Genomic DNA, 14,312 nt, shown 5'->3' with positions numbered 1-14,312 from the left:
ACACAAGGCGATGCAGGACGCGGGCCGCGCGGTGCGACGTTCCCGCGCGGGGCGCGATCATCGCGCGCGGTCGCGGCTCGTCATTTCGGGCGTGGAAACCTTGAAGGGTTCGACGAGGGCTTCGCGAATGGCGCGGACGATCGCGCTGTCGCTCGCCGGCTTGTCGAGGAGGGGGGCACCGTCATAGGCGGCGCCGATCGCCTCCTCCTCGGCGTGGCCGCTGTGGAAGACGAAGGGGATGTTGCGCTGAAAGAGGATGTCGGCGACCGGGTAGATCTCTCCGTCTCTGAGCCGCACGTCGAGAATGGCGAAGTCGATCTCGTTCTCGAGGACCGCCCGTTGCGCATCGCAAACGCGCATGAACGGGCCGAGCACCTCGCAGTCGAATTCCGACATCAGAAGAAGCTGCAGCGTGTAGCCGACGAGGACTTCGTCCTCCGCGATCAGGATGCGGGTCGGGCGGAGGGGGTCATCGGTCCGCTGGTCGGACCGGATTTCGCAGTCGAGGGGGTGGGGCATGGCAAAATCTCATGTCTCCGATGGAGCTGAAATATCGAACGTGAAGGTGCAGAGGAGACCGGACGGATGCCACGTGCGGACGACCTCTGCGCCGAGTTGCGCGGAACTCATCTGGAGGAGCCGTGTCCCGAAGCCGACCGCCACCTCCGCGGGCGGCTTGAAGTCCGGGTTTTCTTCCCGCCAGGACAAAGTGATCCGCGTGGGGCCGTCCGGCCCGTCATCGCGGGTCAGCGTCCACGCCACCTCGACATGGCCCGAATGGCTCGCCCATCCGCCATATTTGAGCGCATTGGTCGCGAGCTCGTTGAGGATGAGGCCGAGCGGCGTGATCTTCTCCTGCGGCACCCAGACCGACGGGCCGTCGAGGCGCAAGGCCTCGCCAGATGCGGGATAGGGGCCGAGGACGGCCTGAAGCACCTCTTGAAGCGGGGCACCATCGTTCGTCTGGTAACCGAGGCTGACGACATGGGCGGCCGCGAGGGCGGCGATGCGGTTGTCAAGATCGCGCACCAATGCGGGGACGTCGTCCTGCCCGCTCGCCGAGAGGCGGACGAGGGACCGGATCACCGCAAAAAGGTTCTTCACGCGGTGTCGCAGTTCGCGCGTCAGGATGTGCTGGCGTTCGGCGAGGCGGACCTGCGGGGTGATGTCGTGGTCGATCTGGAGGAAAAGCGTCTCGCCGCAACGAATCGAAAAGCGTTGAAGCTGTGTCTCCGTCACGATGACGGTCCCGTCAGGGCGCGTCCACGAGACCTCGCCGGACCAGGTTTCGCCATTGCGCACCCTTGCCTCGATCCGCTCCCAATCGATAGGGAAGCGCGGTTTGAGCGTCGGGAAATGGGCCTTTCCCTTCACCGCGGCTTCGGTGATCCCGTAAAGGCTCTCCGCGCCGCTGCTCCATCGCCGGACGCCGCAATGGGCCGACCAGACGATGATCGCCTCTCGGGACAGGGTGAGGATGTCGGACAGCCGGCTCGTCAGTTCGTCGCCCGTTGCACAGGGGACCAACCGCATGCTGCCGAGGATGCGGATCGGCACGCCCTCGGAGCGGATCGCGTAAGCGAGGCAGCGCACGAGCCGCATGGTCCCGTTCTTTTCCATGCAGCGCATCATCTGTGCGTTGATCGGGTCGTGACTTTCGGTGCGCGACACGACGTTCGCCCGCACCCGTTCCGCATCCTCGACGAAGGCGATCGTCCCGATATCGAGCACGGATTGGGCGCGCTCGTGCGGATCATATCCCAGCGCTTTCAGGAGGTCGGCAGAGAAGAAGCAGGCCTCCGGCCGTTCGAGATCCCAGAGCCAGAACCCGTCCGAGCGCTCCGTCTCGGCGAGCGGCTCCAGCGCACCGAGGGCGACGAGCTTGGCGAACTCGTCCGCAAGGCCTGGAACCGGGGTCGGGCCATAGGGCAGGTGGGTGCTGCCGATCGAGGCCGGCTCACTGGCGGAAATGGGCATCCGGTCGGACCTCGACTGCTCGCGGGGCCGTAAGGCGACATCGCTTCTAAGCCGCTTTCCTTTGCCCTGGCTGACCGCAAGGACCATCCGCCCGGCGCCGCACAAACGGCCGCTGCCGGTTCGGAGCGCGCCCGCCTAAAGCGCGTGCCCGACAAGAAGGGCCCCGACACCCGCGACCACCATCACGATGCCGATGATCTGCCGCGGCGTCGTCACCTCCGCGAGGCGGCGCGAGACGAGTTGCGCGAACAGCACCTCCACCAGTCCCAATGTGCGCACGTTCGCCGTCGAGGTCAGCGAGAAGCCGATGAACCACATCTGCGAGGCGAGGGCGCCCATGCCGCCCGCAAACACGGACTGACGCCAGGCGACGAGCGTCGCGATGACGGCGCGCCGGTCGACGATGAGGAGCCAGCCGCCGAGCATCACGCACTGGCTGGCGAGCGCCCAGACGAGGGTCGTCGTCGCGCGGATAAGCCCGCTGCCATCGTCCAGGGAGAGGATCGCGCCGCGGAAGACGACAGCCGCCGCCGCATAGGAGGCCGCCGAGGCGAGGCCGAACAGCGCCGGCCGCGCCGCGAGGCTGCGCACGAGGGTGGTGCCATTCACCTGCGACATCACCATCACGCCGAGCGTCGCGACGACGATGCCGGTGATCGACACCGCGCCCAGCCGCTCGCCGAGCACCATGAAGCCGAACAGGGCGACGAGTACCGGCTCGGTCTTCGTGTAGGCGACGGTGATCGAAAAGGAGGTGATGCGCATCGCCGCCAGCATCAACGCCGTTCCGGCGATCTGGCAGGCGGAGGCGAAGACGACCTGCGCGATATAGAGCCCACTCGGTCCCGGAACCGCCTCACCGGTCACGCCGACGGCGAGGATGAGAAACAGCACCGAGAAGGGAAAGCCGTAGAGGAAGCGCACGAGCGTCGCGCCGAGCGTTCCGACGGTCGCGGTGAGATGGCGCTGCATGGCGTTGCGCGCGGTTTGCGCGGCCGCAGCGGCGAGGGTGGTCAACACCCAGATCGGGATGAAGGTCATCGGGAAGGCAATCGAGTGGCGGGCCGGAATGCGCCGGTCGGAGACCGGGAGCGCTCAGAATGCGCCTCGATCCGACGTCGGTAAAGGCCCGCACGCCGCGATCGTCCGCCGGGAGCGCCGGCCGAGCGCCGCGAGCAACGAGGCATGGCGCAAATTGTCGGCGCTTGGTTGGACGACGGGACGCTTTTCCGTTGATCGGCCAACCGGAATGGCAAGGTGGTTTCGGCCGCCTCAGCGAGACGAGGGGCGGGCCGCGCTGTCGTCCTGTGCGGTGTCGCACGGGGCGCGAAAGGGGATGGGGGAGAGGACGCCCGGTGAGAAAGTGGTACGCCCGAGGGGACTCGAACCCCTGACCGTCCGATTAAAAGTCGGATGCTCTACCAGCTGAGCTACAGGCGCCAATATGAGGCGGTCCGATCGAAACCGGGACGGGAAACGGTCCGTTTCGGTCCATTTCCGTCGACCCGCCGATCGTACCACGGACCGACCAAGCGGCACATGATACGGCGACCGTCCGCCAAGCCCCCGCGCAATTCCGAGCGGAATGCGCGGCGGCGACGTGCCGGTCCTATATCAGCCCTTTTCGCCAAAGGGCAAGCGCTGCCATGTGGAGAACCGGCGGTCCGCCGACCGATGCGGACTGTGCCGGCCGGTTCGCGAATACGTGGCCGGGCGGGGTCATCCGACCCGGCCCGGCGCGCGTTCGCCTCAGCGGGCGCGTTCGAGCGTCTTTTCCGCCGTCTTCACCATGGCGTAGTCGACGAGCTTGCCGTCCACCGTCACCGCGCCCAGCCCGCGCGCCTCCGCCTCGCGGAAGCTGTCGACGATGCGCCGCGCACCGGCGAGTTCGGCCTCGTCCGGGGTGAAGGCGGCGTTGGTGGTCTCGATCTGGTTCGGATGGATGACCGCTTTGCCGAAATAGCCGAGCGCCTTCGCCTCGGCGCAGTCGGCCGCGAGGCCCTCCGCATCCGTCACGTCGAAGAACACCGTGTCGATCGGCGGGGCGAGTCCGCCGGCGCGCGATGCGATCACCGTCGCGATCTTGCCGTGGAGGATGTGGGGGCCGACATTGGCCGTCGGGATGCCGATATCGGCCGTATAGTCCCCGGCGCCGAACATCAGCGCGTTGAGCCGGCCGCCCGCCTCCGCGATCGAAACGGCGTGGGCGATGCCGCGCCCGGTCTCGATGATCGCGTTGAGCACGATCCGCCCGGCGGGCAGACCCTCGGCGCGCTCCAGATTGTCGATCATCTTCGAGACGGAGCGGATCGTCTCCGCGCCCTCGACCTTCGGAAGGATGATGCCGGCGATCCCGCCGACGCAGACGGCGCGCAGATCCTCCGCCGTCATCCCGGTCTCCATGTCGTTGACACGCACGAAGACCTGGCGTTCCGGTGAGACGGAGCGCAGCCGTTCGCGCACCATGTCGCGGGCACGCGGCTTTTCGGAGATCGCCACCGCGTCCTCGAGGTCGAGGATCAGGGCGTCGGCGCTGCTCGCGAGCGCCTTTTCCGTCTTCCGCTCCTCGGTGCCCGGAACGAAGAGATAGGTCCGGTTCGGTTTCATATGACGTCCTTCGCTTTGGCGGCGAGCGCTTCGACGCGGGCGATCACCGCCTTCGCCCGCTCCACCACCGGAATATCGACCATGCGGCCATCGACCTCGACCGAGCCGCGGCCCGCTTGCTCCGCCGCCGCGAACGCGGCGACGATGCGCCGGGCGCTCGCGACCTCGTCCTCGCTCGGCCCGAACCCGTCATTGAGCGCGGCGACGACGCCCGGATGGATCCCGGTTCCCGCCGCAAAGCCGAAACGGCGCGAGCGGCGGGCGACCTCGCGGACGCCGTCGACGTCCTTGTAGTCGGCGACGGTGCCGATGAGGCCGATCGGCAGCAGTCCGGCGCCACGGGCGGCGATCACGAGCGCCTGCTTCGGATAAAGAAGCACCTCCGGCGTCGGCTCCGAATGGGTCGCGAGCGCGAAATCCTCGCCGCCGAGTGACAGGGCGACATTGCGCGGATGCGCCGCCGCGATCTCGGCCATGCGGGGAAAGGCCTCCGCCGTCTCGATCATCGGGATGAGGCGTGTGTGGCCGGGCTTCATGCCGGCCGCCGCCTCGCATTCGTCGACGAGCTCGGCGAGGAGGCGCACGTGCGAGGCGCTGTCGATCTTGGGTAGCAGCAGGCCCGCGACCTCCGGAGCGACCGCCGCCGCGATATCGGCGACGGCGAGCGACAAAGGCCGGTTGATGCGCACCAGGACATCCGCCCCGTTCGCCCCGACCCGCGCCGCCGCGGCGCGCACGAGACCGCGCGCGGCGGCCTTGTCGGCGACGGCGATGCTGTCTTCAAGGTCGAGGATGATGGCGTCCGCGCCGCGCAGATGCGCCTTCGCGACGAACGCCTCGACATTGACCGGAACGTAGAGGAGGGAGCGCCAGGCGGGGAGCGCAGCGTTCATATCGTGCCTCGTTCGGCGAGCGCGGCGACATCGGCCGGCGAATAGCCGATGCGGCCCCAGATCTCTTCATTGTGCTCGCCGATTTCGGGGGGCGGGCGGCGGAAGCGGCCGGGCGTGCCGGACAGACGCGGCGTGATGTTGTGCGTCGCCACTTCGCCGAGATCGGCGTCGGGCATGTTCACCACGATGCCGCGTTCCTGAACGTGCGGATCGGCGAGGAACTGGCTGATATCGTAGACCGGCGCGGCAGTGATCCCCTGTTCTTCGAAAAAGGCGATCGCGTCCTTCAGCGACTTCGCCTTGATGAAGGCGCCGACCACGGTGTCGACCTCCTGGCGGTGCTCCACCCGGTCGGCATTCGTCGCAAAACGCGGATCGGTGATCATCTCGGGCCGCCCGATCGCGGTGAAAAGGCGCTCGGTCATGCGTTGGGTGGAGGCGGAAATCGCCACCCATCCGCCGTCATTCGTCGCATAGACGTTGCGGGGGGAGGACGATTCGGAACCGCTGCCGACCCGCTTGCGCACCCGCCCGGTGACGGTGTGGACGGCAGCCTCGGGCCCGAGCGTCGAGAAGATCGATTCAAGGAGGCTGAGATCGACGACCTGCCCCTTGCCGCCTTTCTGCTCCACATTGCGCACCGCGATCACGGTCGCCATCGCGCCATAGAGGCCGGCGATCATGTCGGCCATCGCGAGCGGCGGCAGCACCGGCTCGCGGTCCTCGAAGCCGTTATTGGAGGCAAAGCCCGACATCGCCTCGACGAGGGTGCCGAAGCCCGGCCGCGTGCTGTAGGGACCCGTCTGCCCGAAGCCCGAGACGCGCACGAGGATGAGATTGGGATTGGCCTTCATCAGCTCGTCCGGCCCGATCCCCATCCGCTCCAGATAACCGAAGCGGAAACTTTCGGTCATCACATCGAAATGCGGAACGAGCTTGAGGACCATCTCGCGCGCGTCGGGGTCCTTGAGGTTCAGCGTGATGCTCTTCTTGTTGCGGCCATAGACCTTCCAGTGAAGGTCATGGCCGTTGTTGCGCCAATGGCGCAGCGTGTCGCCCGTCCCCGGCACCTCGACCTTGACGACCTCGGCGCCGAAATCGGCGAGCTGGAGGGACAGCATGTTGCCGGCGACGAGACGGGAAAAGTCGAGCACGCGGACGCCGTCGAGCGGGCAATCGGCGTCGGGATCGAAATCGATGGAGGGAATACCCATGAATAGTCCTCGGGAAGGGCGGTCAGCGGCTGGCCGTCTCGGGGAAGACGATGCCGGCGGTCTCGGGGATGTGGACGTGGATCATGTCGGTGTCGGGCACGCGGCGGCACTCGACGCGGAAGGCGTTCTCGCCGGCCTTCACCTCGAGCGTGTTGTAGGCACCGAGGAAGGTGCGCTCCTCGATCGTGACCGGGAAGACGTTGGGCCCGGCGGTGCCCGGCTCCACGATCTCGATCTGCTCCGGCCGCACCGACACGCGCACCCGGGTCCCGGCCGTGAGCGGCCGTGCCGAAGGGGCGATCAGCGCGGCGGCGCCGTCGAGATCGACCTTGACGGTGCCGTGGTCGGCCTCCGTCACCGTCCCGCAAAGAAAATTGCTGGAGCCGATGAAGTCGGCGATGAAGGCGTCGGCCGGACGGTCGTAGATCGTGTGCGGGTCGGCGAGCTGGGCGATCTTGCCCCCGTTCATCACCGCGATGCGATCCGACAAAGCGAGCGCCTCGGCCTGGTCGTGGGTGACATAGACGGTCGTCACCCGCACATGGCTCTGAAGGTGGCGCAGCCAGGTGCGCGCCCGCTCCCGCAGCTTGGCGTCGAGGTTGGAGAGCGGCTCGTCGAGGAGGAGCAGTCCCGGCCGGTAGACGAGGGTGCGGGCGAGGGCGACGCGCTGCTGCTGGCCGCCCGACAGAGCGTGCGGATAGCGGTCCGCGTAGGCCGTCATCTCGACGAGGCCGAGCGCCTCCTCGATGCGCTGCGCCCGGTCCTTGCGCTTGATGTTCCGAAGTTTCAGCGGAAACTCCAGATTCTGCCGCACCGTGAGATGCGGCCAGAGCGCGTAGGACTGGAAGACGAGGCCGATCTCGCGCCGCTCGGACGGCACGAAGGTTCCATCCGCGGCGTCGAAGAAGACGTCGGAACCGAGCGTGATGCGCCCGCCATCGGGCTTATCGAGACCGGCGACGGCCGCGAGCGTCGTCGACTTGCCGCACCCGGACGGGCCGAGAAGGGTGAGGAACTCGCCGTCGGCGACGGTGAAGTCGATCCCATCGACGGCGCGCACGTCGCCGAAGGACCGCGTGAGGCCGTTGACCACGAGCTCAGCCATAGATTTTCACTCCGAGGATCTTTCGCGCGGCGGTGACGAAGACGACCGTGATCAGGATCTGGACGGAGGCGAGCGCAGAGACCGGGCCATTGTCGCCGTTGGTCCAGAATTGCAGCATCGTCGTCCCGATCACCTCGCTGCCGGGGGCGAAGAGGAACACGGCGGTGACGTATTCCTTCAGGAAATGGATGAAGAGCAGCGCGTAACAGGAGAACAGCGCCGGGGTGAGAAGGGGCAGCACGATGGAGCGCGAGGTGCGCCACCAGTCGGCCCCCACCGTGCGCGCGCTGCGGTCGAGATCGGCGCCGAGCTGGGCAAGGGCCGGGGAGACCGCGCCGTAACCGGTCGGCAGATAGCGCATGATATAGGCGATCATCAGGAGCCAGATCGTGTTGCGCAGCCAGCCGAGCGGCGGAAACAGGCTCATTGCATAGAAGATGCCGATACCGGCGATGAAGCCCGGAATGGCGCGCGGCAGGATCGCCACATATTCGAGCTGCCGGCGCCAGCGGAACTCCGACCGGTTGGCGACGATGGCGACGAGCGCGATCAACACCGTCCCGATCGCAGCGCCCACGGTCGCGATCGCGATCGTGTTCCAGATCGAGCGCATATAGACCGGGTAAGAGAGGAGCATCTGATAGTTGTCGAAGGTGAGCACCTCCCACAGCGGCATCAGCGGTGACAAAAACACCGTGAATGACCGCAGGATGAGCCCGCCCAGGATCACGATCACCGCCAGGACGACGTAGGCGAGGAGCACACCGAACGCGACCCAGCGCCAGCGTCCGAGCGTGAAGCGGCGCGGACGGGAGGCTTTGCCGCCGACCGTGACGAAGCGCTGGTTGTTGCGCATCAGCCGGCCCTGCAACACCATCAACCCGACGACGAGAAGGAGCAGCACCAGCGAGGCCGCCGCGACGAGGCCATAGTCCGGCGTCGTCTGGCCGAAGACCTCATGATAGAGGTAGGTGGTGAAGAGCTCGATCTGCAGCGGTCCACCGAAGACCAGCGGGATCGACAGCATCTCGATCGCGATCACGAAGTTCATGATCACCCCGAAGATGATCGCCGGGCGCATCAAAGGCAGCGTGATGCGGGTGAGGATGCGGAAGGGGCTCGCGCCGACGGTGCGGGCGGCGTCCTCGAGATTGGGATCGGCGTTCCGCGTCGCGACGATGCAATAAAGATAGGCGAGCGGCGCCTGGGCGATGCCGGCGGCGATGCCCATGCCGGTGACGGTATAAAGATTCCATGGCTCGACGCCGATGATCCCGCGCACGAACATCGTCACATAGCCGGACGGGCCGTACATCGTGAACCAACCGAAGGCGATCACGAGGTGGGACAGGAAGAGCGGCCAGAGCAGCATCTCGCCGAAAAAGGCGCGGCCCGGAATGTCCGTCCGGCCGACGAGGATCGCGGTGACGACGCCGATAACCTGCGCGATCACCGTTGTGAGGACCGCGAAATAGGCCGTGTTCTGGAGAACCTCCCCCATGCGGGGCGTGTCGAGGAGGCGGACGAAATTGCCGAGCGAGAGGGACGCGTTGGCGTCGTAGAGCGGCCGATCGAGAACCGCCTGGTAGAGGACCGGAACGATCGGAAAGACCACGAGCGCGAGCGTCGTCAGAGCTACGAGGATCTGGATCGCGGTGTTGCGATCAAAACGCCTCGCGCGCACGCGGCTCGGCGCTGAAAGCGCGTCGATTGCCATGTCTCATCCTTGGAAAGGGGCAGAGTGCGGGCCGTGGCCGCGCGACACCGGGGACGGCCGGCCGGGGCGCATCGGCCCCGGCCGGGATCCTCATTTCGGGCTGAAGGTTTCCCGCCAGCGCTCGATGAAGTCGTCGGAGGCGATCAGCTCGTCGTCGTAGTCGATGAGGAGGATGTTGTCCTCGCCGATCTCTTCCTTGATCGCATCGTAGGTGTAGAAGGCGACATCGTCCTTCGAGACGCCTTCACGATAGGGCGTGAGGCCGCCGATGCCGAACGCCGTCTGACCGGCCTGCGACAGGATGTAGTCGAGCATCAGCTTGGCCGAGGCCGGCGTGCCGCTCGCCTCGGGGATCGCCATCTGACGCATGAAGAGCGGCGTGCCGTCTTCGATGAAGTTCCAGCCCATGATCTTCGCGCTCGCCGCGTTTTCGAGCTTGGGGAAGAACACGATGCCGGAAATGAAGTAGCCGATCGAATATTCGCCGGCCTGCAGCTTGGCGAGCATCGGCCCGGAGGAGACCTCCGAACGGGTGAGGGAGCCGATCGTCTCGAACGACTTCCAGCCGTCGTCACCATGGGCGCGCAGATAGACGAGATCGATGGCCTGACCGAACGAGGTCTGCGCCGCGTTGTAGGTCGTCAACTTGCCACGCAGCGCGTCGCCCGATTCCTCGACGATCCGAGCCAGATCGGCGATTCCCTTCGGCCGCTGATCCTCCGGCACCGTCATCTGGTTGTAGACGATGATCATCGGGTCGGTGGAGACGGTGTAGAGATTGTCGACCGGGATGCTCCAATCGGGGAGCTGGTCGGCTTCGGCCGAGCGGTAGTCGAGGGCGTTGTCGCCGTCCATGAAGTTGCGCCAACCGTCCACGGTCGCGCTCACCATCAGGCCGGCGGTGTTCGCCCCCGAATTCGCCTCGGCATAATACCGGGTGAAGACCTCGTCGCTTTCAAGATCGAGCGTCGAGACGTTGATCCACGGGTAGAGCTTGTTGAAGCCTTCGATCACCGGCGCCCAGTTGTACTGCGCCATGTTCGAATAGATGAGAAGCTGTCCCTCACCCCGGGAGGCTTCGATGATCTCTTGATAGTCGTCCGGATAATAAGACGGGACGTCCTGCGCATAGGCGAAGCCTGCGGTCGACAGCATCAGCCACGCGCCGGCTGCCACGCGCGTCATCGAGCGCGAGCGATTTATCATGAGCGTTTTCTCCACTATCGGCGGTAGACCCACCGATCATTTGTTCCCTTTGGTCGGGACCGTGGACACGGCGCGACCCGACACGACCAGTCTGCGAATAAATCGCGCTAGATCAAAAATACTGTTTTAGCCTATGGTCCATGCCGAAACGGTATGGCCCATGGATATCAGACAGCTTCGCTATTTCGTTGCCGTGGTGGAGCTCGGCAGCTTCTCGGGGGCCGCGCGCCATCTTTCGGTGGCCCAGCCGGCCCTCAGCCGGCACGTGCGCGCCTTGGAGGAGACGCTCGGCGTCACCCTCGTCAGGCGCGATACGCAAGGCGCCCGTCCGACCGAAGCGGGTGAGCGGCTCCTGCATCAGGCGAGCGCCATCTTGCGGCAATTTGACATGGTGCCGGAGGTCGTCGGCCGCGGCGGCGGCGTCGTTACGGGGCGGGTGGTCGTCGGGTTGCCGACATCGGTGAACGCCGTCCTCGCGCGCCCTCTGATTCGGGCCTGGCGCGAGCGTCTTCCGGCCGTCGAACTCCACGTGATCGAGAGCCTCTCCGGCTTTCTCCAGGAGTGGGTGGCGGCCGGCCGGCTCGATATCTGCCTCCTCTATGATCCGCGGCCGGAACGGACCATCGATATCGAATCGATGATCTGCGAGGAGCTCTTCCTGGTCGGCGCCCCGGTCGACGATGGTCATGGCCTCGACGAAGTGCCGCTGAAGACCCTGGAGCACGTCCCCCTCGCAATGCCGGGTGCCACCCATGCGCTGCGCCGCCACGTGGACCGTGTGTCGCTCGAGAATGGTGTCAGGCCCAACGTCGTGGTGGAGATCGATTCGCTGGGCACGATGAAGATGATCACCGAGCTTGACGGCTATTTCACCGTGCTGCCGCGCGGGCCGGTCTATGAGGAGATCCAGGCGGGCCGCATGGCCGCGCGGCGGCTGACGGCTCCTTTGGTGACGCGCACCGTCTCCCTCGCCACATCGGCCGTCAGGGGGCGGACCCGTGCATGCGAGGAGGTGAAGCGCCTTTTGGTCGAGACCGCCGAACGGCTCGTCGATGAGGGCGTCTGGCGCGGCGCGAGCGTCTCGCGTCAGACGACCTGAGCGTCAGTCCGCCTCGACCTTCACCAGGCGGTCGATCTCGAGGAGCGTGGAGACGAGGGCGGGCAACTGCGCGAGCGGCACCATGTTGGGGCCGTCCGAGGGCGCACGGTCCGGCGCCTCGTGCGTTTCGATGAAGACGCCGGCGCACCCTGCCGCGACCGCCGCGCGGGCGAGATAGGGCACCATCGTCCGGTCGCCGCCCGAGGAGCCGCCGAGCCCGCCGGGGGCCTGAACGGAATGTGTCGCGTCGAAGATCACCGGCCAGCCGGTCTCCGCCATGATCGGCAGAGCCCGCATGTCGGAGACGAGGGTGTTGTAGCCGAAGGAGGCGCCGCGCTCGGTGAGGAGGATGCGCTCCGCCCCGCCGCCCGCGAGCTTCTCGGCGACGAACCGCATGTCCCAGGGGGCGAGAAACTGGCCCTTCTTCACATTCACCGCGGCCCCGGTCGCGGCGGCGGCGAGGAGAAGATCCGTCTGGCGGCACAGGAAGGCCGGGATCTGGAGGACGTCGACCGCCTCGGCGACGGGGGCGCACTGCGCCGCCTCGTGCACGTCGGTCAGCGTCGGCAGGCCGATCGATTCGCGGATCTCGGCGAAGACGGGAAGCGCGGCCGACAGGCCCATGCCCCGCGCCGCATTGAGCGAGGTCCGGTTCGCCTTGTCGTAGCTCGTCTTGTAGATCACCGAGATGCCGAGCGCGACGGACATCTCCTTGAGCGCGCTCGCCATTTCGAGGGCATGGGCGCGCGATTCCATCTGGCACGGCCCGGCGATCAGGACGATCTGCGCATCGTTCGCGATGGATGCGTCGCCGACGGCAACCTTGTGGATCATCTAAACGAGCCTCGATTGGGTGATCGCCGCCTCGATGAAGGAGGCGAAGAGCGGGTGCGGCTCGAACGGCCGCGATTTGAGTTCCGGGTGGAACTGGACGCCGATGAACCAGGGGTGGTCGACGAGCTCCACCGTCTCGGGCAGCACCCCGTCGGGAGACGTGCCGGAAAAAACCATGCCGGCGGATTCCAGCGCCTCACGGTAGGCCATGTTGACCTCATAGCGATGGCGGTGCCGCTCGTGGATCTCGGTCGAGCCGTAGATATCGGCGATCTTCGTCCCGGTCTTGAGGTTGGCCTGATAGGCGCCGAGCCGCATCGTGCCGCCGAGATCGCCACCTTCGCGGCGACGCTCCAGCTCGTTGCCCTTCAGCCATTCGGTGAGGAGGCCGACGACCGGCTCCGTCGTCGGGCCGAATTCGGTGGAGCTTGCCGAGGGCAGGTCCGCGAGATGCCGTGCGGCCTCGATCACGGCCATCTGCATCCCGAAACAGATCCCGAAATAGGGAACGCCGTGCCGCCGTGCGAAGCCGGCCGCCGCGATCTTGCCCTCCGAACCGCGCTCGCCGAAGCCGCCCGGCACGAGGATCCCGTTGACGCCTTCGAGGTGCGCGGCCGGGTTCTCCGTCTCGAACACCTCCGATTCGATCCAATCGAGGTTGACGCGCACATTGTTCGCGATGCCGCCATGGGCGAGCGCCTCGATCAGCGACTTATAGGCGTCCTTGAGCTCGGTATATTTGCCGACGACGGCGATCGTGACTTCGCCCTCCGGCGTGCGCACGCGCTTCGAGATCTCCGCCCAACCCGTCAGCGACGGGGTCGGCGCGTTCTCGATGCCGAAACAGGTGAGGACCTCGTCGTCGAGCCCTTCGCGGTGATAGGCGATCGGCACGTCGTAGATGGTCGAGACGTCGAGCGCGGGGATGACGCTCGTCTCCCGCACCGAGCAGAAGAGGGCGAGCTTGCGCCGTTCGTTCGGCGGGATCGGACGGTCGCAGCGGACGAGCAGGATGTCGGGCTGGATGCCGATCGAGCGCAGCTCCTTCACCGAGTGCTGTGTCGGCTTCGTCTTCAACTCACCGGCCGAGGCGATAAAGGGCATCAGCGTCAGGTGGATGAAGAGCGTTGCGTTGCGCGGAAGCTCGGTCGAAAGCTGCCGGATCGCCTCGAAGAAGGGCAGTCCCTCGATATCGCCCACCGTGCCGCCGATCTCGACGAGCACGAAGTCGTAATCGTCGTTGTCGGAGACGATGAACGCCTTGATCGCGTCGGTGACGTGCGGGATCACCTGGACGGTGCCGCCCAGATAGTCGCCGCGCCGCTCCTTGGCGATGATATCCTGATAGATCCGGCCGGTGGTGATGTTGTCGTGCCGATTGGCAGCGCGCCCCGTAAAGCGCTCATAGTGGCCGAGATCGAGGTCGGCCTCCGCGCCGTCATCGGTCACGAACACCTCGCCGTGCTGATAGGGGCTCATCGTCCCCGGATCGACGTTGAGGTACGGATCGAGCTTGCGAAGGCGAACCGAATAGCCACGCGCCTGCAAAAGCGCGCCGAGAGCGGCCGAGGCGAGCCCCTTGCCAAGGGACGACACCACGCCGCCGGTGATGAAGACGTAGCGCGTCACGATAGACTCATCATCGTGTGAGGGTGGGGGA

At 66.5% G+C, this 14,312-nt stretch carries 12 protein-coding genes and 1 tRNA gene; 1 reads left to right on the top strand and 12 read right to left on the bottom strand.

Annotation, left to right across the window (positions count from 1 at the left end):
• Positions 1-57: 57 nt before the first annotated feature.
• From L1787_RS04335 to L1787_RS04290, 10 genes are all read right to left on the bottom strand, one after another.
• Positions 58-519: a response regulator gene (locus L1787_RS04335; RefSeq protein WP_235707307.1), complete on the bottom strand. Its 462-nt coding sequence runs from the start codon at positions 517-519 to the stop codon at positions 58-60.
• 9 nt (positions 520-528) lie between these two features.
• A complete protein-coding gene (locus tag L1787_RS04330) occupies positions 529-1,977 on the bottom strand; it encodes a sensor histidine kinase (RefSeq protein WP_235707306.1) in 1,449 nt (482 codons plus the stop codon).
• Between the two features lie 135 nt (positions 1,978-2,112).
• On the bottom strand, positions 2,113-3,018 hold the full coding sequence (locus L1787_RS04325; RefSeq protein WP_235707305.1) for an EamA family transporter: 906 nt from the start codon (positions 3,016-3,018) through the stop codon (positions 2,113-2,115).
• Between the two features lie 323 nt (positions 3,019-3,341).
• A tRNA-Lys gene (locus tag L1787_RS04320) sits at positions 3,342-3,417 on the bottom strand.
• Positions 3,418-3,726: 309 nt separating this feature from the next.
• Positions 3,727-4,584 (bottom strand): HpcH/HpaI aldolase/citrate lyase family protein, encoded by an 858-nt coding sequence (locus tag L1787_RS04315; RefSeq protein WP_235707304.1) that lies wholly within the window; start codon positions 4,582-4,584, stop codon positions 3,727-3,729.
• On the bottom strand, positions 4,581-5,477 hold the full coding sequence (locus tag L1787_RS04310; RefSeq protein WP_235707303.1) for an HpcH/HpaI aldolase/citrate lyase family protein: 897 nt from the start codon (positions 5,475-5,477) through the stop codon (positions 4,581-4,583). Before L1787_RS04310 ends, L1787_RS04315 begins: the two co-directional genes overlap by 4 nt.
• Positions 5,474-6,691, bottom strand: coding sequence for a CaiB/BaiF CoA transferase family protein (locus L1787_RS04305; RefSeq protein ID WP_235707302.1), 1,218 nt, complete (start codon positions 6,689-6,691; stop codon positions 5,474-5,476). The genes L1787_RS04310 and L1787_RS04305 overlap by 4 nt, the downstream gene beginning before the upstream one ends.
• Positions 6,692-6,713: 22 nt before the next feature.
• Complete coding sequence (locus tag L1787_RS04300) at positions 6,714-7,796, bottom strand: ABC transporter ATP-binding protein (RefSeq protein WP_235707301.1); 1,083 nt, start codon at positions 7,794-7,796, stop codon at positions 6,714-6,716.
• Positions 7,789-9,513, bottom strand: a complete 1,725-nt coding sequence (locus L1787_RS04295; protein ID WP_235707300.1) for an ABC transporter permease — start codon at positions 9,511-9,513, stop codon at positions 7,789-7,791. The genes L1787_RS04300 and L1787_RS04295 overlap by 8 nt, the downstream gene beginning before the upstream one ends.
• 90 nt (positions 9,514-9,603) lie before the next feature.
• A complete protein-coding gene (locus L1787_RS04290; protein WP_235707299.1) occupies positions 9,604-10,698 on the bottom strand; it encodes an ABC transporter substrate-binding protein in 1,095 nt (364 codons plus the stop codon).
• 181 nt (positions 10,699-10,879) lie between these two features.
• On the opposite strand from L1787_RS04290, the gene L1787_RS04285 reads away from it, so the two are divergent.
• On the top strand, positions 10,880-11,818 hold the full coding sequence (locus L1787_RS04285; protein ID WP_235707298.1) for a LysR family transcriptional regulator: 939 nt from the start codon (positions 10,880-10,882) through the stop codon (positions 11,816-11,818).
• Between the two features lie 3 nt (positions 11,819-11,821).
• Here L1787_RS04285 and kdsA read toward each other — a convergent pair whose 3' ends face one another.
• Positions 11,822-12,652 (bottom strand): 3-deoxy-8-phosphooctulonate synthase, encoded by an 831-nt coding sequence (kdsA, locus tag L1787_RS04280; RefSeq protein ID WP_235707297.1) that lies wholly within the window; start codon positions 12,650-12,652, stop codon positions 11,822-11,824.
• Positions 12,653-14,281 carry a CTP synthase gene (pyrG, locus tag L1787_RS04275; RefSeq protein WP_235707296.1) on the bottom strand — a complete coding sequence of 543 codons (1,629 nt, stop codon included), beginning with the start codon at positions 14,279-14,281 and terminating at the stop codon, positions 12,653-12,655.
• Positions 14,282-14,312 lie beyond the last annotated feature (31 nt).

Origin of the sequence: Acuticoccus kalidii, from assembly GCF_021556395.1 — a bacterium.
In the GTDB taxonomy this organism is placed as follows: Bacteria; Pseudomonadota; Alphaproteobacteria; order Rhizobiales; family Amorphaceae; genus Acuticoccus; species Acuticoccus kalidii.
The sequence above is the reverse complement of the archived record's forward strand: the minus strand, read 5'-3'. Positions and strand labels throughout refer to the sequence as shown.